The 19,555-nt window shown below is 68.6% G+C and carries 22 protein-coding genes; 20 read left to right on the top strand and 2 right to left on the bottom strand.

The window, feature by feature from the left end; all coding sequences use genetic code 11:
- The first annotated feature begins 13 nt into the window (after positions 1–13).
- Entirely contained in the window at positions 14–424 is a 411-nt protein-coding gene (locus tag EV670_RS15025; protein WP_130433521.1) for a VanZ family protein, read from the top strand.
- Here the strand turns inward: EV670_RS15025 and EV670_RS15030 are convergent.
- Both EV670_RS15030 and EV670_RS15035 read right to left on the bottom strand, forming a co-directional pair.
- Positions 342–1,139, bottom strand: a complete 798-nt coding sequence (locus EV670_RS15030) for an SAM-dependent methyltransferase (RefSeq protein WP_130433523.1) — start codon at positions 1,137–1,139, stop codon at positions 342–344. The two genes, EV670_RS15025 and EV670_RS15030, sit on opposite strands and share 83 nt — an antisense overlap.
- The gene (locus EV670_RS15035) at positions 1,136–1,756 is read right to left on the bottom strand and encodes a Maf family nucleotide pyrophosphatase (protein WP_130433525.1); all 621 of its coding nucleotides are present in this window, start codon (positions 1,754–1,756) and stop codon (positions 1,136–1,138) included. Before EV670_RS15035 ends, EV670_RS15030 begins: the two co-directional genes overlap by 4 nt.
- Positions 1,757–1,799: 43 nt before the next feature.
- On the opposite strand from EV670_RS15035, the gene EV670_RS15040 reads away from it, so the two are divergent.
- The 19 genes from EV670_RS15040 (at position 1,800) to recO (ending at position 19,541) form a co-directional block, all read left to right on the top strand.
- Entirely contained in the window at positions 1,800–2,408 is a 609-nt protein-coding gene (locus tag EV670_RS15040) for a YceD family protein (protein ID WP_130433527.1), read from the top strand.
- Between the two features lie 231 nt (positions 2,409–2,639).
- A complete protein-coding gene (gene rpmF / locus EV670_RS15045) occupies positions 2,640–2,822 on the top strand; it encodes a 50S ribosomal protein L32 (protein ID WP_130433529.1) in 183 nt (60 codons plus the stop codon).
- Positions 2,823–2,961: 139 nt separating this feature from the next.
- The gene (gene plsX / locus EV670_RS15050) at positions 2,962–4,053 is read left to right on the top strand and encodes a phosphate acyltransferase PlsX (protein ID WP_130433531.1); all 1,092 of its coding nucleotides are present in this window, start codon (positions 2,962–2,964) and stop codon (positions 4,051–4,053) included.
- Positions 4,050–5,069, top strand: coding sequence for a beta-ketoacyl-ACP synthase III (locus EV670_RS15055; protein ID WP_130433533.1), 1,020 nt, complete (start codon positions 4,050–4,052; stop codon positions 5,067–5,069). Before plsX ends, EV670_RS15055 begins: the two co-directional genes overlap by 4 nt.
- Before the next feature lie 62 nt (positions 5,070–5,131).
- The gene (fabD, locus tag EV670_RS15060; protein ID WP_130433535.1) at positions 5,132–6,073 is read left to right on the top strand and encodes an ACP S-malonyltransferase; all 942 of its coding nucleotides are present in this window, start codon (positions 5,132–5,134) and stop codon (positions 6,071–6,073) included.
- The gene (fabG, locus tag EV670_RS15065; protein ID WP_130433537.1) at positions 6,070–6,819 is read left to right on the top strand and encodes a 3-oxoacyl-ACP reductase FabG; all 750 of its coding nucleotides are present in this window, start codon (positions 6,070–6,072) and stop codon (positions 6,817–6,819) included. The genes fabD and fabG overlap by 4 nt, the downstream gene beginning before the upstream one ends.
- Before the next feature lie 122 nt (positions 6,820–6,941).
- Positions 6,942–7,184, top strand: a complete 243-nt coding sequence (acpP, locus tag EV670_RS15070; RefSeq protein ID WP_130433539.1) for an acyl carrier protein — start codon at positions 6,942–6,944, stop codon at positions 7,182–7,184.
- A 39-nt stretch (positions 7,185–7,223) separates the two neighbouring features.
- On the top strand, positions 7,224–8,468 hold the full coding sequence (gene fabF / locus EV670_RS15075; protein WP_130433541.1) for a beta-ketoacyl-ACP synthase II: 1,245 nt from the start codon (positions 7,224–7,226) through the stop codon (positions 8,466–8,468).
- Positions 8,469–8,509: 41 nt separating this feature from the next.
- A complete protein-coding gene (locus tag EV670_RS15080) occupies positions 8,510–9,007 on the top strand; it encodes a hypothetical protein (RefSeq protein ID WP_130433543.1) in 498 nt (165 codons plus the stop codon).
- Positions 9,008–9,091: 84 nt separating this feature from the next.
- Entirely contained in the window at positions 9,092–9,706 is a 615-nt protein-coding gene (gene rpoE / locus EV670_RS15085; RefSeq protein ID WP_130433545.1) for an RNA polymerase sigma factor RpoE, read from the top strand.
- Positions 9,707–9,736: 30 nt separating this feature from the next.
- Positions 9,737–10,399, top strand: coding sequence for a sigma-E factor negative regulatory protein (locus tag EV670_RS15090; protein WP_130433547.1), 663 nt, complete (start codon positions 9,737–9,739; stop codon positions 10,397–10,399).
- 1 nt (position 10,400) lies between these two features.
- On the top strand, positions 10,401–11,465 hold the full coding sequence (locus tag EV670_RS15095; protein WP_130433549.1) for a MucB/RseB C-terminal domain-containing protein: 1,065 nt from the start codon (positions 10,401–10,403) through the stop codon (positions 11,463–11,465).
- A 158-nt stretch (positions 11,466–11,623) separates the two neighbouring features.
- Positions 11,624–13,189: a DegQ family serine endoprotease gene (locus EV670_RS15100; protein ID WP_130433551.1), complete on the top strand. Its 1,566-nt coding sequence runs from the start codon at positions 11,624–11,626 to the stop codon at positions 13,187–13,189.
- A 583-nt stretch (positions 13,190–13,772) separates the two neighbouring features.
- Positions 13,773–15,587, top strand: a complete 1,815-nt coding sequence (gene lepA, locus EV670_RS15105) for a translation elongation factor 4 (protein ID WP_130433553.1) — start codon at positions 13,773–13,775, stop codon at positions 15,585–15,587.
- A 40-nt stretch (positions 15,588–15,627) separates the two neighbouring features.
- On the top strand, positions 15,628–16,596 hold the full coding sequence (lepB, locus tag EV670_RS15110) for a signal peptidase I (protein ID WP_130433555.1): 969 nt from the start codon (positions 15,628–15,630) through the stop codon (positions 16,594–16,596).
- A gap of 26 nt (positions 16,597–16,622) precedes the next feature.
- Positions 16,623–16,997 carry a DUF4845 domain-containing protein gene (locus tag EV670_RS15115; protein ID WP_207225081.1) on the top strand — a complete coding sequence of 125 codons (375 nt, stop codon included), beginning with the start codon at positions 16,623–16,625 and terminating at the stop codon, positions 16,995–16,997.
- On the top strand, positions 16,994–17,695 hold the full coding sequence (gene rnc / locus EV670_RS15120; protein WP_130433557.1) for a ribonuclease III: 702 nt from the start codon (positions 16,994–16,996) through the stop codon (positions 17,693–17,695). The genes EV670_RS15115 and rnc overlap by 4 nt, the downstream gene beginning before the upstream one ends.
- A gap of 63 nt (positions 17,696–17,758) precedes the next feature.
- Entirely contained in the window at positions 17,759–18,721 is a 963-nt protein-coding gene (era, locus tag EV670_RS15125) for a GTPase Era (RefSeq protein ID WP_130433559.1), read from the top strand.
- 28 nt (positions 18,722–18,749) lie between these two features.
- Positions 18,750–19,541: a DNA repair protein RecO gene (gene recO / locus EV670_RS15130; protein ID WP_130433561.1), complete on the top strand. Its 792-nt coding sequence runs from the start codon at positions 18,750–18,752 to the stop codon at positions 19,539–19,541.
- Positions 19,542–19,555: the final 14 nt, after the last annotated feature.

Here is a 19,555-nt window from a genome sequence, read left to right on the forward strand (position 1 = left end):
TCCCGGTCAGCCAATGACGGCACGGCGCTGGCGCCTGCTGTTTGTGCTGGCAGTGCTGGTGGCGCTGTTCTTCGCGCTCAAGCCGGCATCGACCGAGCCGGAACCCATCGAGTATCTCGACAAGCTCGAGCACATTGCCGCATTTGCCGTGCTCATGGTGCTTGGCGTGCTGGCCGCACTGCGACCGGTATGGGCGCTCGCGCTGGGGCTGCTGGCGCTGGGCATCGGCATCGAGATCGCCCAGGCCTTCACGCCAGACCGAACACCCGACGTCAGGGATGTGGTGGCCGACGCGATTGGCATCGTCACCGGCTTGCTGCTGTACGTGCTCTGGCGCGAGCTCAGCCAGCGGCGAGCCAGCCGAACACCGCTGGCAGGTTCTTCGCAAACTGCGGCGGCGACTGACGCCACTCGGCCACGCTGAGACTGCGATTCCAGCCGCCTTCGAGCGTGAGGCCGCAGGCCACCGACAGACGCGTGGTCGGCCGCAGGTGCGCCAGCAGGGCGGCCATCAGCGCCTCGTTGCGGTAGGGCGTCTCGATCGCCAGTTGGGTCTGGCGTTCGGACAGCGAGCGCGCCTCCAGCGTGCGAATGCGTGCGGCGCGGCCGGCCTCGTCCTGCGGCAGGTAGCCGACGAACGCAAAGCTCTGGCCGTTGAGCCCGCTGGCGGCAACCGCCAGCACGATCGAACTCGGGCCCGACAGCGGCCGCACCTCGATGCCGGCCTTGTGCGCGGCGGCGACCAGATCGGCGCCGGGGTCGGCCACCGCCGGCAGTCCGGCCTCGGACAGCAGGCCGATGTCCTGCCCCTGATCCAGTGCCGGCTGCAGCAGCGGTCGCAGGTCGGGCGTCACGACCAGCTTGGCGCCACCCTTGGGCGCGCGCGGCAGCTCGCGAATGTGGAGCGCCTGCAGCGGCTGCACCAGCGGCACGATGGCGTTGACGCGCTTGAGGAAGGCGCGAGTCGTCTTGGCGTTCTCGCAGACCCAGTGCGTCAGCGTGGCGGCGGCGTCGATCGCGCCCAGCGGCAACACCTGCTGCAGGTCCGGCTCGGCCGCGCCCGGGGCCAGTGCGCCGAGGTCGAGAGTATTCGGCACGAGCACCAGGGCGCCGCGGCGGGAGGGCGGGGTCGGGCTCATCGGCTCGAGTGCAAGCTGGCCGCATGCAGCGGGTCGAATCCGGCCTCGCGCAGCAGCGCGCAGGTGGCAATCAGCGGCAGTCCGACCAGTGCCGTCGGGTCGTCGGATTCGATGGCGTCGAGCAGCCCGATGCCGAGCGTCTCGCTCTTGGCGCTGCCGGCGCAGTCGTAGGGTTGCTCCAGGCGCAGGTAGGTTTCGATCTCGGCATCGCTCAACTGGCGAAAACGCACCCGCACGGGCACCAGCCGCATCGCCTCGAAGCCGGTGGCCGATCGCACGACGGCAACCGCGGTCTGGAACACGACGCTGCGTCCGCGCATCGCGCGCAGTTGCGCCACGGCGCGCTCGTGGGTTCCGGGCTTGCCGATGGCCAGGCCGTCGAGGTCGGCGACCTGGTCGGAGCCGATCACGACGGCGTCTTGGCAAGTCGCCGCCACCGCACGCGCCTTGGCCAGCGCCAGCCGCTGCGCCAGTGCCGCCGGCAACTCGCCGGGCTGCGGGGTCTCGTCGACATCGGGGCTGGTGACGTCGAAGGGCAGGCGCAGGCGTTCGAGCAACTCGCGGCGGTAGCGCGAGGTCGAGCCGAGCACGAGACGGGGCAGGGCGGGCGTGGTCATCGACTGCCATTGTCCGGCAGGCCGCGCGCCTACACTTGGCGCCATGGCCGCGTCCCGAAACACCAACCCGCTCCGGCTCGACGTTGCCGCGTTCGCCGAGCATCGCGATGCGCTGTCCGGCAGCTGGCCGCTGGCCGAGCTCGAGCGGCTGGCCGAGATCGAACGCGGTGCGAGCGCCAGGGCGGCCGAGCCGCAATCGGCAAGCGCCGCCGACGCGGTTTCCTGGGCGCTGCACGGCGAGCAGCGGACACGGCTCGGCGCCGAGCCCGAGACCTGGCTCCATGTCGAGGCCCGTGCCATTGTTTCGATGGAATGCCAGCGCTGCCTGCAGCCCGTGGCCGTGACGGTGGTGGCGGACCGCTGGCTGCGCTTCGTGCCCGGCGGCGAGGAAGCCGCGGCTGCGCTGGACGACGACAGCGACGACGACGTGCTGCCGCTGCAGCGCGCGGTCGATGCCCGGGCGCTGATCGAAGACGAACTGCTGCTCGAGCTGCCCCTGGTGGCCCGCCATGAGTCGTGCCCGCGACCGCTGCCGATGTCGGCCGGCGAGGAGGCGCTCGAGCCGGCCGCTGACGAAGACGGGGCTGCAGCAGAGCGGCCGAGCCCGTTTGCGGTGCTGGCGCAACTCAAGGTGCCAGGCAAGGGGCACTGATCCCGGACTGGCGCATGGCGCTGTGGGGCGGTCATGACGGCACTCGGCCGGGTTGCTTGTGCTACAATCTCAGGCTTTTCGGGGCTCTGCGAGTCCCAACATGTGGCAAGTGAGCGTGGCCCGAGAAAGCCCCTGGCATAGCGGGGCACCGGTCGAGCGGCAGGCACGGTTGTTGTGCATGCCCCCACGGCGCCACGAACCCAGCGCCACCTCTGAATTCAGGAGCCCATCATGGCCGTTCAACAAAACAAGAAGTCGCCTTCCAAGCGCGGCATGCACCGCTCGCACAACGCCCTGGTCACGCCGGGTACCGCGATCGAGCCGACCACCGGTGAAGTGCATCTGCGCCACCACATCAGCGCCAACGGTTTCTACCGTGGCCGCAAGGTGCTCAAGACCAAGGCCGACGCCTGATTTGAGTCCGTCTGCCTCGGGCGCCCCAGGGCCTTTGTGCGGACTGCTTTTCTCCTTGCTTGATGCTGGCCGCCAGCCTCCGACCCGGCCCTCTGCGTTGCAGGCGGCCGGGTTTGCGCTTTGCTGAACTGAAGCTGCGATGAGCATTGCTCCCCTGCCGGGCCCGATTCGCATCGCGGTCGACGCGATGGGCGGCGACCACGGGCCGGCGATCACGCTGCCCGCGGTGCGCGCTTTCCTTGCGGCCCACCCGCAGGCCGAGGTGTTGCTGGTCGGCAAGCCCGAGGCGCTCGCCGGCGCGGCCGGGATCGAGCGCTGCAGCGTCGTGCCCGCCAGCGAAGTCGTCACGATGGACGACCCGGTCGAGGTTGCCCTGCGGCGCAAGAAGGACTCGTCGATGCGCGTGGCGATCACGCAGCTCAAGCCGGCCGTTCCCGATGCACGCGCGGCGGCCGATGCCTGCGTCTCGGCCGGCAATACCGGCGCTCTGATGGCGGTGTCGCGCTATCTGCTGAAGACGCTCGATGGCATCGATCGGCCAGCCATCGCCACCGTCATGCCGAATGAACACGACGGTCACACCACGGTGCTGGACCTCGGCGCCAACGTCGACTGCACGGCCGAACACCTGCTGCAGTTCGCGGTGATGGGATCGGCGCTGGTGGCCGCGGTCGAGGGTAAGGAAGAGCCGAGCGTCGGCCTGCTCAACATCGGCGAAGAGGCGATCAAGGGCAGCGAGACGATCAAGCGTGCCGGCGAACTGCTGCGCGCGGCGGCCGACGGCGGCCACCTCAACTTCCACGGCAACGTCGAAGGCAACGACATCTTCAAGGGCACCACCGATCTGGTGGTCTGCGATGGCTTCGTCGGCAACGTGGCGCTCAAGACGGCCGAGGGCCTGGCTGCGATGCTCACCAGCATCATCCGCCAGGAGTTCACGCGCAACTGGTACACCAAGTTCGCGGCGCTGGTGGCGCTGCCGGTGCTCAAGCATTTCAAGCACCGCGTCGACCACCGGCGCTACAACGGCGCCGCGTTGCTGGGTCTGCGCGGCCTGGTGTTCAAGAGCCATGGTTCGGCCGATGCCTTTGCCTTCGAGCAGGCGCTGAACCGGGCCTATGATGCGGCTCGCAACCGACTGCTAGATCGGGTCCACGACCGCATCCTCGAGACGCTGCAGGCCATGCCGGCCGGCGATTCGGCGGAAGCCTCGGTGGCCCAGGCCGCATGACTTCCACCGCCCTCCCGTCCGCCGCGAACGCCGTGACCGGCGCCAGGTTCTCGCGCATCAGCGGCACTGGCAGCTATCTGCCGCCGCGCCGCCTGAGCAATGCCGACATCGTCGCCGACCTCGCGCAACGCGGCATCGAGAGCTCGGACGAGTGGATCGTCGAGCGCACCGGCATTCGCGCCCGGCATTTCGCCGCGCCCGAGGTCAACTCGAGCGACCTGGCGCTGGAGGCCTCGCGCCACGCGCTCGAGGCGGCCGGACGCGCGGCAGCCGACATCGACCTGATCATCGTCGCCACCTCGACGCCCGACATGGTGTTCCCGTCGACCGCCTGCATCCTGCAGCGCAAGCTCGGCGTGCATGGGTGCCCGGCCTTCGACGTGCAGGCGGTCTGCTCGGGCTTCGTCTACGCCCTGACGGTGGCCGACGCGATGATCCGGTCCGGCAGCGCGCGCTGCGCACTGGTGGTGGGCACCGAGGTCTTTTCTCGCATCCTCGATTTCAACGACCGCACCACCTGCGTGCTGTTCGGCGACGGCGCCGGCGCCGTGATCCTCGAGGCGAGCGAGCAGCCCGGGCTGCTGGCGACCGACCTGCATGCCGATGGCCGCCATGTCGATATCCTCTGCACGCCCGGCACGGTGTCCGGCGGCGAGGTGCTGGGCCAGCCGCTGCTCAAGATGGACGGCCAGGCCGTGTTCAAGCTCGCGGTCGGCGTGCTCGAGCAGGCCGCGCGCGCGGTGCTGGCCAAGGCCGGTCGCAGCGAGGCCGACATCGACTGGCTGATCCCGCACCAGGCCAACATCCGCATCATGAACGGCACCGCGCGCAAGCTGAAGCTGCCGCTCGAGAAGCTGGTGGTGACGGTCGACGAGCACGGCAACACCTCGGCCGCCTCGATCCCGCTCGCGCTGGACCATGCGGTTCGCAGCGGCAAGATCGGGCGCGGCGACACCGTGATGCTCGAAGGCGTCGGTGGCGGCTTCACCTGGGGCGCGGTGCTGCTCGATTTCTGATCCGTGCCGGCGCTGCGCCGGCCGCGACACTTCCAAGAGAACTTTCGGAGACCGATCCAGCCATGACGACCGCATTTGCATTCGTCTTTCCCGGCCAGGGCTCGCAGACCGTCGGCATGCTCGACGCGTGGGGCGAGCATCCGGCCGTGCGTGACACGCTGGCCGAGGCCTCGGCAGCGCTCGGCGACGACCTCGCCGCGCTGATCCACGCCGGACCGAAGGAGCAGCTCGACCTGACCGTCAACACCCAGCCGGTGATGCTGGCCGCGTCGATTGCCTGCTGGCGCGCCTGGCGCGCCGAGGGCGGCCCGGCGCCGGTCGCGGTGGCCGGTCACTCGCTCGGCGAGTACAGCGCGCTGGTCGCCGCCGGCAGCCTGCAACTCGGCGACGCGATCAGGCTGGTGCGCCTGCGCGCACAGGCGATGCAGGAGGCCGTTCCGGCCGGCGTCGGCGCGATGGCAGCGGTGCTCGGCTTGCCGGCCGCCGCGGTGGTCGAAGCCTGTGCCGAGGCGACCGCCGTCACCGGCGAACCGGTCTCGGCCGCCAACTTCAACGATCCGGCGCAGACCGTGATCTCTGGCACCAAGGCGGCGGTGGACAAGGCCTGCGAGTTGGTCAAGGCCAAGGGCGCCAAGCGGGCGTTGCTGCTGGCGGTCTCGGCACCGTTCCATTGCGCGCTGATGAAGCCCGCTGCCGATCGGCTCAAGCTGGCGCTGACCGACGTGGCGATCGCCACGCCGCAGATTGCGCTGATCAACAACATCGACGTGCGCGCCGAGACCGATCCGGCAGCGATCCGCGAGGCCCTCTACCGCCAGGCCTTCGGCCCGGTGCGCTGGGTCGAGACGATCCAGGCGATGCGCGCGCGCGGCGCGACCCATGTCATCGAGTGCGGCCCAGGCAAGGTCCTGCAAGGGCTGGCCACACGGGTCGATCGCGAACTGGTCGCCGGCGGCATCGGCGACCCGGCGACGATGGCCGCCACCAAGGAGTTGCTGGCATGAGCGATCTCTCGAGCCTGAAGGACCAGGTTGCCCTGGTCACCGGCGCCAGCCGCGGCATCGGCCGCAGCATCGCGCTTGCGCTCGCCGAGCAAGGGGTGCGCGTGATCGGCACCGCGACCACCGAGGCCGGCGCCGCCGCGATCGGCGAGGCGCTGGCCGCCTCCGGCGGCAGCGGCCTCAAGCTCGACGTGACCGACGCCGGTGCGCTCGACGCTGCCGTCGACGCCATCGTCAAGCAGCACGGTGCGATCCACATCCTCGTCAACAACGCCGGCATCACGCGCGATCAGCTGGCAATGCGGATGAAGGACGAGGACTGGGACGCGGTGCTCGACACCAACCTGAAAGCCGTGTTCCGCGCCAGCCGCGCCGTGATGCGGCCGATGATGAAGCAACGCTACGGCCGCATCGTCAGCATCACCTCGGTGGTCGGCGCCTCGGGCAACCCGGGCCAGGCCAACTACGCCGCCGCCAAGGCCGGCGTGGCGGGCATGACGCGGGCGCTGGCGCGCGAACTCGGCAGCCGTGGCATCACCGTCAACTGCGTGGCGCCCGGCTTCATCCAGACCGACATGACCGAGGCGCTGCCCGAGGCCCAGAAGGCCGCGTTGATGGCACAGATTCCGCTTGGCCGACTCGGTGCGCCCCAGGAGATCGCGGCGGCGGTGGCCTTCCTGGCCTCGCCCGCCGCCGGCTACATCACCGGCACCGAGTTGCACGTCAACGGCGGCATGTTCATGAACTGATGCCCGTCGCGCGGGGTGGCGGAACCGGAGCGGGCCGCTGTCACGTCGACGACTTAGGGACTCGTCCCTAGACCCTTTAGAATCCCGCCCTGTTTTTCCCGTTACCTCCCTGGAGGAGTTTCATGAGCGATATCGAAGCACGCGTCAAGAAGATCATTGCCGAGCAACTCGGCGTGGCCGAAGCCGAAGTTACCCACGAGAAGGCCTTCGTGGCCGACCTCGGCGCCGACTCGCTGGACACCGTCGAACTGGTGATGGCCCTCGAAGACGAGTTCGGCATCGAGATCCCGGACGAAGAGGCCGAGAAGATCACGACCGTCCAGCTCGCGATCACCTACGCCCAGAACCACGCCAAGGCGGCCTGAGCGGCTGCTGGCGGGTAGTAGAGAAGGCTTGCGCGAGCTATGAGTCGTCGTCGTGTCGTCGTCACCGGGCTCGGGCTCGTCACGCCCGTCGGCCTGACGGTGACGGAATCCTGGGACAACCTCGTCGCCGGGCGTTCCGGCATCGCCAACGTCACCAAGTTCGATGCGTCGAACTTCGCGGTGCGCTTTGCGGGCGAGGTCAAGGGCTTCAATGTCGAGGAGTACATCCCGGCCAAGGAAGCCCGCCACATGGACACCTTCATCCACTACGGCCTGGCAGCCTCGCTGCAGGCGGTCAAGGATGCGGGCCTGCCCACCGGCGACGCGCTGAGCGAAGAGTTCGCCGAGCGCATCGGCTGCATCGTCGGCTCCGGCATCGGCGGCCTGCCGATGATCGAGGAGACGCACGCCGAACTCACCGCGCGCGGGCCGCGTCGCATCTCGCCCTTCTTCGTGCCGGCCTCGATCATCAACATGATCTCGGGCCACGTGTCGATCCAGTGCGGCTTCAAGGGGCCGAACCTGGCCATCGTCACCGCCTGCACGACCGGGCTGCACTGCATCGGCCAGGCCGGCCGGATGATCGAGTACGGGGACGCCGACGTGATGATCGCCGGCGGTGCCGAGAGCACGGTCTCGCCGCTGGGCATCGGTGGCTTTGCGGCGGCGCGTGCGCTGTCGCTGCGCAACGACGACCCGGCGGCCGCCTCGCGGCCCTGGGACAAGGATCGCGACGGCTTCGTGCTCGGCGAGGGCGGCGGCGTGATGGTGCTCGAGGAGTACGAGCACGCCAAGGCACGCGGCGCGAAGATCTACGCCGAGTTGACCGGCTTCGGCATGAGCGCCGATGCATTCCACATGACCGCGCCCGATGTCGACGGTCCGCGCCGCGCAATGCAATCCGCATTGCGTAACGCCGGTGTCAACGCCGATGCCGTGCAGTACCTCAACGCCCACGGCACCTCGACGCCGCTGGGCGACCTCAACGAGACCAACGCCATCAAGCTGGCGTTCGGCGAGCATGCGAAGAAGTTGGTGGTGAACTCCACCAAGTCGATGACCGGCCACCTGCTCGGTGGCGCCGGCGGCATCGAGTCGGTGTTCACGGTGCTGGCGATCCATCACCAGGTCTCGCCGCCGACCATCAACATCTTCAACCAGGATCCGGAGTGCGACCTCGACTACTGCGCCAACACCGCGCGGGAGATGAGGATCGACGTCGCCGCCAAGAACAACTTCGGCTTCGGCGGCACCAACGGCTCGCTGGTCTTCAAACGGGTCTGATGCCTCGGCATCGGTCGGCGGCCCTGGGCTGAGTCCGATCGATGCGACCGGCGCCCGCGGTCACCGTCAGATGGCGCACCGGGCCGGCCTGGCTCGCGGCGGCGCTGCTGCTGTCGATCCTGGCGCTGGCCACCAGCCTCGCCTGGGCCTGGCTCAAGGGTGGCGGCGCCTGGCTGCTGCCGTTGGCCAGCGCCGCCATGGTCGGTTTGGGCCTGTGGCCGCTGCGGCCTCGACCCGCACAGCGGCTGCGCTGGGACGGCCATGACTGGTGGCTGACGCCGACCGGCGCGGCCAGCCATGACGACGCCGAGGAGCAGATCGGCCAGGTGGCCGTCGCGCTCGACCTCGGCCAGCACCTGCTGCTGCGCTTCGTTCCCACCGAGCGCCCCGGCCGCACGGCGACGATCGGCCTGCCGGGAATCCGGTGGCTGGCGCTCTCGCGTCGCGCCACCGATGGCGACTGGCACGGCCTGCGCTGTGCGCTACATTCATCGGGCCCTGCCGGCGCGGAGCCCGCTGCCGTCGATCCACCCGCATGAGCCAATGACGCCAGCCCGCTCCCTTCGTTCGCTGCCCCCCGAGGGGGTGCTCGGCGCGTTTTGGGTGGCCCGGCACGCGCCGACATGAGCACCGCAGCCGACGACGATGCCCTGCTGGTCGAGCGCGTCAAGCGCGGTGACACGCGCGCCTTCGAGATGCTGGTCGTCAAATACCAGCGCCGCATCGAGCGGCTGATCGCGCGCATGGTGCGCGACGTCGACCTCGTCCCCGACATCGCCCAGGAAACCTTCATCCGCGCCTACCGCGCGCTGCCGCAGTTCCGCGGCGAAAGTGCCTTCTATACCTGGCTCTACCGCATCGCGGTCAACACGGCCAAGAAGCAGTTGATGGAACTCAAGCGCGATCCGCTGGTCTTCGAGGCGGCGCGCTTCGGTGGCGACGAGGACGGCGACGAAACTTCCCGCGCCGAGAACGAACTAAGCGACGGCGAGACCCCGGAGTCGGTGCTGGCGACCAAGGAAATCGCGCTCACGGTGAACGCGGCGATCGAATCGCTGTCAGACGATCTGCGGCAGGCGATCACGTTGCGCGAGATCGAGGGTCTCAGCTACGAAGAGATCGCTGCCGTGATGAATTGCCCGATCGGCACCGTGCGCTCGCGGATCTTCCGCGCCCGCGACACGATCGCTCAAAGGCTGCGACCACTGCTCGACACCCGCGAAGGCGAGCGTTGGTAGCCGCCCTGGTTTGAATTCAGGAGTCAGTAGATGAAGTCCCCCCCGATCAACCTGCAGCCCGAGGACCTGTCCGCGTTGTGCGACGGCGAGGCCGACGCCTCGGTGGCCGCCGCGGCGTCCCTGGCCTGGCGCGACGACGCCCAGTTGCGCGCGCGCTGGCACAGCTTCCACCTGATCGGCGACGTGCTGCGCTCCGAAGACCTGGCCCGCCCGGCTGCGGCCGACGCCACCTTCCTGCAGGCGCTGCGCGAGCGACTGGCCGCCGAGCCGGTGGTGCTGGCGCCGACCGCCGAGGCCGGGGGTGCCGCATCGCCGACGCCGTCGCAAGCACCGGCCCGCAGCGTTGCCCGCCGGCGCTGGATGGGTTCGGGCGCGATTGCCGCCGGCTTCGTGGCCGTCCTGGGCTCGGTGTTCGTGCTGCGGGCACCGAGCGGCGTCGAGGCCGGCTCGGCCCAGATGGCGGCCGGTCCGGCAACAGCGGTTCCCGCACTGGTGGCCGCGGTCGAGGCGGTGCCGACGCCGCGCGCCCTGGTCGCCGAGCCGACGCGGGCAATCGCCGCCAACGGCTCCTTGCTGCGCGATGCCGGCCTCGACCGCTACCTGGCGGCGCACCAGCAGTTCGGAGGCAACTCGGCGCTGGCGGTGCCTTCGGGCTTCATGCGCAACGCGACCTACGAAGGGCCGAGCCGCTGATATGTCGAAGCTGGCCCTGAATGCTGCTCCGGTGCAGCGCGAGCGCCTCTGGAGCGCGCTGGCCTGCGTCAGCGCGGCCTGGTTCACCGGGGCGGCGCCGGCGCGGGCGCAGACGGCCGATCCGCTGGTCGATGCGCGCGAGGCGCGCCGCTGGCTTTCGCGCATGCACGAAGCGGCCGGGCGCAAGAGCTTTCAAGGGATCTTCGTCGTCAGCGCCGGCGGCGCCGTGTCGAGCTCGCACATCGTCCACTACTGCGACGGCCGCAACCAGTACGAGCGCATCGACTCGCTCGACGGCCAGCGGCGCCGGGTCCTGCGACACAACGACACCGTGCTCACGCTGTGGCCGACGAGCCGGGTCGCGCTGTTGGAGTCGCGCGAGGCGCTCGGCGAGTTCCCGTCGCTGCTGCAGTCCAGCGCCGATCGCATCGTGCGGCTCTACGACGCGCGCCCGCTCGGCGCCGATCGGGTGGCCGGACTCGACGCGCTGGTGCTGCAACTGCAGCCCAGGGACGCCTATCGTTTCGGGCTGCGGCTGTGGGCCGAGAAGAACTCCGGACTGCTGTTGCGGGCCGAGGTGCTTGGCGATCGCGACGAGGTCATCGAGTCTTCGGCCTTCTCGGAGGTGCAGATCGGCATCCGTTCGCAGCCCGAGCAGGTGCTGCAGGCCATGCGCCGGCTCGAAGGCTACCGGGTCGAGCGTCCGGTGCTCGATCCGACCGATCTCGAGCGTGAGGGCTGGCTCACGCGCCAGCTGCCGCCCGGATTCGTGCTCAGCCGCAGCGTCAAGCGCGTGATCGACATCGAGCAGCCGCGCCCCGCGGCCATGGGCGACGCCGACGCTCGGGCAACCGTGCTGCAAAGCAGCTTTTCCGACGGCTTGAACCATGTTTCGGTGTTCATCGAACCTTTTCGCCCGCAACGACACAAACGGGAGTTGTTGATGTCGATGGGTGCCACCCAGACCTTGGCGCTTCGCCATGGAGATTGGTGGCTCACCGTGATCGGCGACGTGCCGGTTCTGACCTTGCGGGCCTTTGCCGGCGCGTTGGAACGTCGCAAGTAGGGCCCTGCCTCGGCGTAGCCGCGGCGCGGTGACTGGTTGCGGCGCATGGTGTTCCCGTCCCCTTGTTGCTCTGGTCCCTCGAATGCACCTCGCATGCTGGATGCGTGCGTTAGCGAGTCCTCAATCTGTCCAACTTGTCCGATCCTGAAAGAGCTTTGATGCGAACGAAACTCGAGAATCTGTCGCAACGTGCACCCGCGCTGCGTCTTTGGGGCTTTGCCGCGGCCGGTGTGGTCGCGGCCGGGGTCGCGGCGACCGCGCTGACGCCGCCGAGCGTCTCGCACGCCCAGGCCCAGTCGCCAGCGGCAGTGGCCGCCGCGCGCGGCCTGCCCGACTTTGCCGATCTGGCCGAGCAGATCAGCCCCTCGGTCGTCAACATCCGCACCACGGTGCGCAACGGCGGCGCCAACGCCGGCCCCGGCCGCGGTGGCGCGCCCGAGGGCGACGAGGAGATGCAGGAGTTCTTCCGCCGCTACTTCGGCGTGCCGCCCGGCCAGATGCCGGGCCAGCCCGGGCAGCCGCGTCGTGGCGGCCCGCGCCAGCAGCAGCCAGGCGCCGAGGAAGAAACCCCGCGTGGCGTCGGCTCCGGCTTCATCTTCAGCAACGACGGCTACGTGATGACCAACGCGCACGTGGTCGACGGCGCCGACGAGGTCTACGTCACGCTGACCGACAAGCGCGAATTCAAGGCCAAGGTCATCGGTGCCGACAAGCGCACCGACGTGGCCGTGGTCAAGATCGAAGCCGCCGGTCTGCCGGCCGTGAAGATCGGCGATGTCAACAAGCTGCGCGTCGGCGAGTGGGTCATGGCGATCGGCTCGCCCTTCGGCCTCGAGAGCTCGGTGACGGCCGGCATCGTCAGCGCCAAGGCGCGCGACACCGGCGAGTACGTGCCCTTCATCCAGACCGACGTCGCGATCAACCCCGGCAACTCCGGCGGCCCGCTGCTCAACCTGCGCGGCGAGGTGGTCGGCATCAACTCGCAGATCCTGAGCCGCTCGGGCGGCTACATGGGCATCGCGTTCGCGATCCCGATCGACGAGGCAACGCGCGTGGCCGACCAGCTGCGCGGCAGCGGCCGCGTCGTGCGCGGGCGCATCGGCGTGCAGATCGGCGAGGTCACCAAGGAAGTGGCCGAGTCGCTCGGCTTGGGCAAGGCCAGCGGCGCGCTGGTGCGCGGCGTCGAAAGCGGCGGCCCGGCCGACAAGGCGGGCCTCGAGGCCGGTGACATCGTGACCCGTTTCGAGGGCAAGCCGGTCGAGAAGTCGAGCGACCTGCCGCGCCTGGTCGGCAACACCAAGCCGGGTACCAAGGCGACGGTGCAGGTGTTCCGTCGGGGCGCCACGCGCGACCTCAACGTGATGGTCGCCGAGCTCGAGCCCGATGCGACCCAGAAGGCGCAGGCACCGGCCGCCGGCGGCAAGGCGGCACCGGCCGCCGCGGCGGCGTCGATGGGGCTCGGCCTGGCCGACCTGAGCGACGCTCAGAAGCGCGAACTCAAGGTCAAGGGTGGTGTGCGCATCGACTCCGTCGAGGGCTCGGCCGCACGTGCCGGCCTGCGCGAGGGTGACGTGATCCTGGCCGTGGCCAACACCGAGGTCGCCGACATCAAGCAGTTCGAGGCCGTCGTTGCCAAGCTCGACAAGAGCAAGCCGGTCAGCGTCCTGTTCCGACGTGGCGAGTGGGCGCAGTACGCGCTGGTGCGCCCGACGACCTCGCGCTGAACCATGGGCGACAGAGCCTGGGCGCCGGCGGCGCCCGAGCGCTGACCCACCCAGGCCCGGCGACCGACTCGGTTGCCGGGTCTTTTCATTTGGTGGGAGCGGCTCGCTCGCCCAGGACGGGGTGGCGGCCGATCAGCGGGCGTTTGCAAAAGTTAGCATGCGCACACATCTAGTCGATTCCGGGCGATTCAGCCGGATCTTCGATAGAATCTGCGCTTCGCCACGCCGGTTTGCGTGCCTGACAAGCGCCGCTGCTGGTGGCCTTCGAACGATCCACATGCCGTCCACAGGCATTTGTGGATAAGGTGTTGAAAACAATTCCTGTTGGAGCGTCGCAACGTCGCAAAAGCGAGCATCGGTGCGGTTTCCAAGGGGGTGACTTCGATACAATGAAGGTCCAACAAAGCAGTTGCCATTTTCTTTTGTTGGAAGGCGCGTCACCGGTTTGACGTGCCTTTTTTTTGCTCGCGACACAGCTCGATCAGTGCATCGCCTGACCGGCTCGTCGTGAAGTTCGGCGCCGCGGTCTTCGCGATGGTCGCCGCCGTCGCGGCTTGAATCACCAGGCAGTACAGCAGGTCACATGGACCACATCCGCAACTTCTCCATCATTGCCCACATCGACCACGGCAAGAGCACGCTCGCCGATCGCATCATCCAGCGCTGCGGTGGTCTCAGCGATCGCGAAATGGAGGCGCAGGTGCTCGACTCGATGGACATCGAGCGCGAGCGCGGCATCACGATCAAGGCCCAGACCGCGGCGCTGCAGTACACCGCGCGCGACGGCAAGGTCTACAACCTGAACCTGATCGACACCCCCGGGCATGTCGACTTTAGCTATGAGGTGAGCCGCTCGCTGTCGGCTTGCGAAGGCGCGCTGCTGGTGGTCGACGCCAGCCAGGGCGTCGAGGCGCAGACGGTGGCGAACTGCTACACCGCGCTCGAGCTCGGTGTCGAGGTGGTGCCGGTACTCAACAAGATGGACCTGCCGCAGGCCGATCCCGAGACGGCCAAGGCCGAGATCGAGGACGTGATCGGCATCGATGCCGAGCATGCGATCCCGTGCTCGGCCAAGACCGGCATGGGCATCGACGAGATCATCGAGGCGGTGATCGAGCGCATGCCGGCGCCCAAGGGCAATGCCAGCGGGTCGCTGCGCGCGATGATCATCGACAGCTGGTTCGACAACTACGTTGGCGTCGTGATGCTGGTGCGCGTGGTCGACGGCGTGCTGAAGAAGGGCGAGCGCATCCGCATGATGGCCACCGACGCCATCTACCCGGCGGAGCACCTGGGCGTGTTCACGCCGAAGTCGGTCGATCGCGAAGAACTGCGCGCCGGCGAGGTGGGCTTCATCATCGCCGGCATCAAGGAGCTGCAGGCGGCGAAGGTGGGCGACACCATCACCGTCGAGAAGAAGCTGCCCAACAACGCCGGCCCGGCCACCGAGCCGCTGCCCGGCTTCAAGGAAATCCAGCCGCAGGTTTTCGCCGGCCTCTACCCGACCGAGGCCAGCGAGTACGACCAGCTGCGCGACGCGCTCGAGAAGCTCAAGCTCAACGACAGCTCGCTGCGCTATGAACCCGAGGTAAGCCAGGCGCTCGGCTTCGGCTTTCGCTGCGGCTTCCTCGGCCTGCTGCACATGGAGATCGTGCAGGAGCGGCTCGAGCGCGAGTTCGACCAGGACCTGATCACGACCGCGCCGAGCGTGGTCTACGAGGTCGTGCTCGGCGGCGCCGACGCGACCGTGATCCATGTCGAGAACCCGTCGAAGATGCCCGAGATCGGCAAGATCGCCGAGATCCGCGAGCCGATCGTCACGGTGCATCTCTACATGCCGCAGGACTACGTCGGCCCGGTGATGACGCTGGCCAACCTCAAGCGCGGCGTGCAGCTCAACATGGCCTACCACGGCCGCCAGGTCATGCTGACCTACGAGATGCCGCTGGCCGAGATCGTGCTGGACTTCTTCGACAAGCTCAAGAGCGTCTCGCGCGGCTACGCCTCGATGGACTACGAGTTCAAGGAGTACCGCGCGGCCGACGTGGTCAAGGTCGACATCCTGATCAACGGCGACCGCGTCGATGCGCTCAGCATCATCGTGCACCGTGCCCAGAGCCAGTTCCGCGGCCGTGCGGTGGTGGCCAAGATGCGTGAACAAATCCCGCGCCAGATGTATGACGTCGCGATCCAGGCTGCGATCGGCGCCAACATCATCGCGCGCGAAAACATCAAGGCGCTGCGCAAGAACGTGCTGGCAAAATGCTATGGCGGCGACATCAGCCGCAAGCGCAAGCTGCTCGAGAAACAGAAGGCAGGCAAGAAACGCATGAAGCAGATCGGAACCGTCGAGGTGCCGCAGGAGGCCTTCCTCGCCATCCTGCAAGTCGATGACTGACGCCACCACCACCGCCACCGCCGTCGCCTCGCCGCCCGCCATGAGTGCCTTGACCGCCGTCCTCTACGGGGCGCTGGTTGCCTACCTGGGCGGCTGGTATCTCGGCGCCTGGACCGGCAACTTCTCGCTGCTGCTGCTGGTCCTTTCGCTGGTGACCTTCGGCTACTGGCTGGCCGAGCGTTTCCACTTCCTGCCGGCACGCCAGGCTGCCGCACGCTCGCTCGAAGCCAGCGACGCGCAACGCCGCGACAAGTTGCATCGCCAGGGCATCACGCAGGTCGACACCTCGGTCGACAGCGCACGCGAGGCGGTGCTGGCCCAGCCCTGGTGGCTCGACTGGACCGCCGGCCTGTTCCCGGTGATCCTGGTCGTGTTCCTGCTGCGCTCGTTCCTGTTCGAGCCCTTCAAGATCCCGTCGGGCTCGATGATCCCGACGCTCGAGATCGGCGACCTGATCCTGGTCAACAAGTTTCACTACGGCATCCGGCTGCCGGTGAGCAACACCAAGATCATTGCCAACAACGATCCCAAGCCGGGCGACGTGATCGTGTTCCGCTACCCGCCCAACCCGCGTGTCGACTACATCAAGCGCGTGGTCGGCCTGCCCGGCGACGAGGTGGCCTACATCAACAAGCGCCTGACGATCAACGGCAAGCCGGTGCCGCAGACGCCGCTGCCCGACTACTACGACGACGACAGCCTGCGCTATTCGCAGATGTTCAGCGAACAGCTCGGCAGCGTCGAGCACCGCATCCTCAACGAGCGCAACGCGCCTGGCTTCGTCATGCCGCTGCCCGAGTTCCAGTCCGACCGCGAGGCCTGTCGCTACAGCGCCGAGGGCGTGGTCTGCAAGGTGCCGGCCGGTCACTACTTCGTGATGGGCGACAACCGCGACAACTCCCAGGATTCACGCTACTGGGGCTTCGTGCCGGATGCCAACCTCGTCGGCCGCGCCTTCTTCGTCTGGATGAACCTGGGCAACCTCAGGCGCATCGGATCGTTCCAATGAAACAACCAAAGTCGGAGGAGTTCTCGATGATCTCAGCCCTACGGCGTGCGCCCCTGGCGCGCCAACGCGGTATCACCCTGCTCGGCCTGCTGTTCTGGGCCGTGATCATTGCGACCCTCGCGCTGGTCGTGATGAAGGTCCTGCCTTCGGTCAACGAGTACTACACGATCCAGAAGGCGGTCAACAAGATCGCCAGGGAAGGCGGCAGCACGGTGCAGGACGTGCGCAACGCCTTCGAGAAGCAGAAGGAGATCGAGTACTCGATCCAGAGCATTGCCGGCAAGGACCTCAACGTGAGCAAGGAGAACGACAAGCTCGTGGTCAGCTTTGCCTACGACAAGGAGATCCTGCTGATGGAGCCGGTGTACCTGCTGATCAAGTACAGCGGCCGTTCGCAGTGAACGCGCCGGCGCCAGCCCCGGAGGCTGCGCTACCGGCGTTGCAGACGCGGCTGCAGCACCGCTTTTCCGACCCGGCCCTGCTGCAGCGCGCGCTGACCCACAAGAGCTTCGGCGCCGACCACAACGAGCGGCTCGAGTTCCTCGGTGACGCGGTGCTCACCGCGACCATCTCGGCACTGCTCTTCGACCGCTTTCCCGAAGCCCCCGAGGGCGACCTCACGCGCGTGCGGGCCCACCTGGTGCGCGAGGAGATGCTGCACAGCATCGCGCTCGATCTGGGCCTGTCCGCCCTGCTGCGCCTGTCCGAGGGCGAGGCCCGCAGTGGCGGGGCGCAGCGCGCCTCGATCCTGGCCGACGCGCTCGAGGCGCTGATCGGCGCGGTCTACCGCGATGCCGGCTTCGCACCGGCGCGGCAACTGGTCGAGCGGCTGTTCGCGCCGCGCCTGGAAGCCAGCGCCGCCGAGGGCTGGACCAAGGACCCGAAGACCGAGTTGCAGGAGTGGTTGCAGGCGCGTCGCGAGCCGCTGCCCGAGTACCGCATCGACTCCACCCGTGGCCGCCAGCACGACCAGACCTTCGTCGTCGCCTGCCGCATCGTCTCGCGCGGCATCGAGGCGCTCGGCGAAGGACGTTCGCGGCGCGCGGCCGAGCAGGCCGCGGCAAGCGCCGCTCTCGATACACTGCGTTCCCCGGTCTAGTCCTTCGGACTGCATGCCGGCCGCGCCGCCCGCGCGCCCTCGCTGGCTCCACGCCCGCACACGATGACCGACACCGCCGCTCCCCCGCCCGACTCGCCCGAACCGACCGCCGACACCGAGCCCCGGCGCTGCGGCCTGATCGCCATCGTCGGTCGCCCCAACGTCGGCAAGAGCACGCTGCTCAACGCGCTGGTCGGGCAGAAGGTCAGCATCACCTCGCGCAAGGCGCAGACCACGCGCCATCGCATCACCGGCATCGCGACCGAGGGCACGACCCAGTTCGTGTTCGTCGACACACCCGGCTTCCAGACCCGCCATACCTCGCGTGGCACCACGGCGCTCAATCGCGCGCTCAACAAGACGGTGCAGTCGGTGCTGGGCGACGTGGACCTGGTGGTGTTCGTGGTCGAGGCCGGCCGCTTCGGCCTCGACGACGCCAAGGTGCTGGCGCTGGTGCCGCCCGGCAAGCCGGTGCTGCTGATCGCCAACAAGCTCGACCTCGTGCAGCGCCGCGCCGAACTCGCGCCCTGGCTCAAGAGCATGGGCGAGCGCCACGCCTTTGCCGAGTACGTGCCGTTGAGCTCGAAGCGCGAGGACGATGCGAAACGCCTGCTCAAGGTCATCGAGGCCTACCTGCCCGAGCAGCCCTGGTACTACGACGAGGACGCGGTCAGCGATCGCAGCGAGAAGTTCCTCGCCGGCGAGATGATCCGCGAGAAGCTGTTCCGCCTGACCGGCGACGAACTGCCCTACACCTCGACCGTGGTGATCGAGAAGTTCGACGAGGAACCCGGCCATTCCGGCGGCCGCTTCATGAAGATCGCCGCCACCATCATCGTCGAGCGCGATGGCCACAAGGGCATCGTCATCGGCGATGGCGGCGAGCGCCTCAAGCGCATCGGCACCGAGGCCCGCACCGAGCTCGAGAAGCTGTTCGACGCCAAGGTCTTCCTCGAACTCTGGGTCAAGGTGCGCTCGGGCTGGGCCGACGACGAGGCGCGGCTCAAGTCCTACGGCTACGAGTGAGCCCGGCGCGCAGCGCCTGGGGGCTTGAGTGAAACAGGCCCACCATGCAGCCTACGTGCTGCATCGCTACGACTGGAGCGAGTCGAGCCTGATCCTCGACCTCTTCACGCGCGACGAGGGGCGCGTCGTGGTGGCGGCCAAGGGCGCCAAGCGACCGAGTTCGCAATGGCGCGGCGTGCTGTTGCCGTTCCAGCGTCTGCAGGTGGTGTTCGGGCGCCGGCGTACCGCCGCGGCGCAGGATCCCGAGGCCAGCGAGGTGCTGCCCTTGCGCAGCGCCGAGTGGGCCGGTGGCGCCGCGCTGCCGCGCGAGGCGGCGCTGCTGGCCGGCTTCTATCTCAACGAACTGCTGCTGAAGCTGCTGGCGCGCCACGATCCGCACCCGGCGCTGTTCGATGCCTATGCGCTGACGCTGCCGGCGCTCGGTGCCCGCGACGACGGCCGACTCGAATCGGCGCTGCGTGCCTTCGAACTGCTGCTGCTGCGCGAGATCGGCCTGCTGCCCGACCTGGCTCTGGTGACGCAGACCCAGGCGCCGTTGAAGGTTGCACGGCGCTACGTGCTGCGCGCCGAGTCGGGCATCGATGAAGCGGCCGATGGCGAGGGCAGCGAGTCGGCCATCCCGGCTGATGTCTGGCAGCGCCTGCAGCACGAGCTGTCGGAGCCGGTCTCGGCCGCCGCCGTCGCGGGCCTGCAGCAGGTGTGTGGCGACGCCCGTGCCGGCCTCAAGCCGATGCTGCGCAATGTGCTTCACTATCATCTGGGCACGCCGCAGCTGCGCTCGCGTCAGGTGATGCTCGAGTTGCAGGCGCAGGAGCGCTGAAGCTTCCACATTGC

This window comes from Rivibacter subsaxonicus (assembly GCF_004217215.1).
GTDB lineage: Bacteria > Pseudomonadota > Gammaproteobacteria > Burkholderiales > Burkholderiaceae_C > Rivibacter > Rivibacter subsaxonicus.

Bases quoted from the DNA above. Each gene is read 5' to 3' on its own strand.
- EV670_RS15025 (WP_130433521.1), top strand. From the start codon at position 14: ATGACGGCACGGCGCTGGCGCCTGCTGTTTGTGCTGGCAGTGCTGGTG.
- EV670_RS15030 (WP_130433523.1), bottom strand. From the start codon at position 1,139: ATGAGCCCGACCCCGCCCTCCCGCCGCGGCGCCCTGGTGCTCGTGCCG.
- EV670_RS15035 (WP_130433525.1), bottom strand. From the start codon at position 1,756: ATGACCACGCCCGCCCTGCCCCGTCTCGTGCTCGGCTCGACCTCGCGC.
- EV670_RS15040 (WP_130433527.1), top strand. From the start codon at position 1,800: ATGGCCGCGTCCCGAAACACCAACCCGCTCCGGCTCGACGTTGCCGCG.
- rpmF (WP_130433529.1), top strand. From the start codon at position 2,640: ATGGCCGTTCAACAAAACAAGAAGTCGCCTTCCAAGCGCGGCATGCAC.
- plsX (WP_130433531.1), top strand. From the start codon at position 2,962: ATGAGCATTGCTCCCCTGCCGGGCCCGATTCGCATCGCGGTCGACGCG.
- EV670_RS15055 (WP_130433533.1), top strand. From the start codon at position 4,050: ATGACTTCCACCGCCCTCCCGTCCGCCGCGAACGCCGTGACCGGCGCC.
- fabD (WP_130433535.1), top strand. From the start codon at position 5,132: ATGACGACCGCATTTGCATTCGTCTTTCCCGGCCAGGGCTCGCAGACC.
- fabG (WP_130433537.1), top strand. From the start codon at position 6,070: ATGAGCGATCTCTCGAGCCTGAAGGACCAGGTTGCCCTGGTCACCGGC.
- acpP (WP_130433539.1), top strand. From the start codon at position 6,942: ATGAGCGATATCGAAGCACGCGTCAAGAAGATCATTGCCGAGCAACTC.
- fabF (WP_130433541.1), top strand. From the start codon at position 7,224: ATGAGTCGTCGTCGTGTCGTCGTCACCGGGCTCGGGCTCGTCACGCCC.
- EV670_RS15080 (WP_130433543.1), top strand. From the start codon at position 8,510: ATGCGACCGGCGCCCGCGGTCACCGTCAGATGGCGCACCGGGCCGGCC.
- rpoE (WP_130433545.1), top strand. From the start codon at position 9,092: ATGAGCACCGCAGCCGACGACGATGCCCTGCTGGTCGAGCGCGTCAAG.
- EV670_RS15090 (WP_130433547.1), top strand. From the start codon at position 9,737: ATGAAGTCCCCCCCGATCAACCTGCAGCCCGAGGACCTGTCCGCGTTG.
- EV670_RS15095 (WP_130433549.1), top strand. From the start codon at position 10,401: ATGTCGAAGCTGGCCCTGAATGCTGCTCCGGTGCAGCGCGAGCGCCTC.
- EV670_RS15100 (WP_130433551.1), top strand. From the start codon at position 11,624: ATGCGAACGAAACTCGAGAATCTGTCGCAACGTGCACCCGCGCTGCGT.
- lepA (WP_130433553.1), top strand. From the start codon at position 13,773: ATGGACCACATCCGCAACTTCTCCATCATTGCCCACATCGACCACGGC.
- lepB (WP_130433555.1), top strand. From the start codon at position 15,628: ATGAGTGCCTTGACCGCCGTCCTCTACGGGGCGCTGGTTGCCTACCTG.
- EV670_RS15115 (WP_207225081.1), top strand. From the start codon at position 16,623: ATGATCTCAGCCCTACGGCGTGCGCCCCTGGCGCGCCAACGCGGTATC.
- era (WP_130433559.1), top strand. From the start codon at position 17,759: ATGACCGACACCGCCGCTCCCCCGCCCGACTCGCCCGAACCGACCGCC.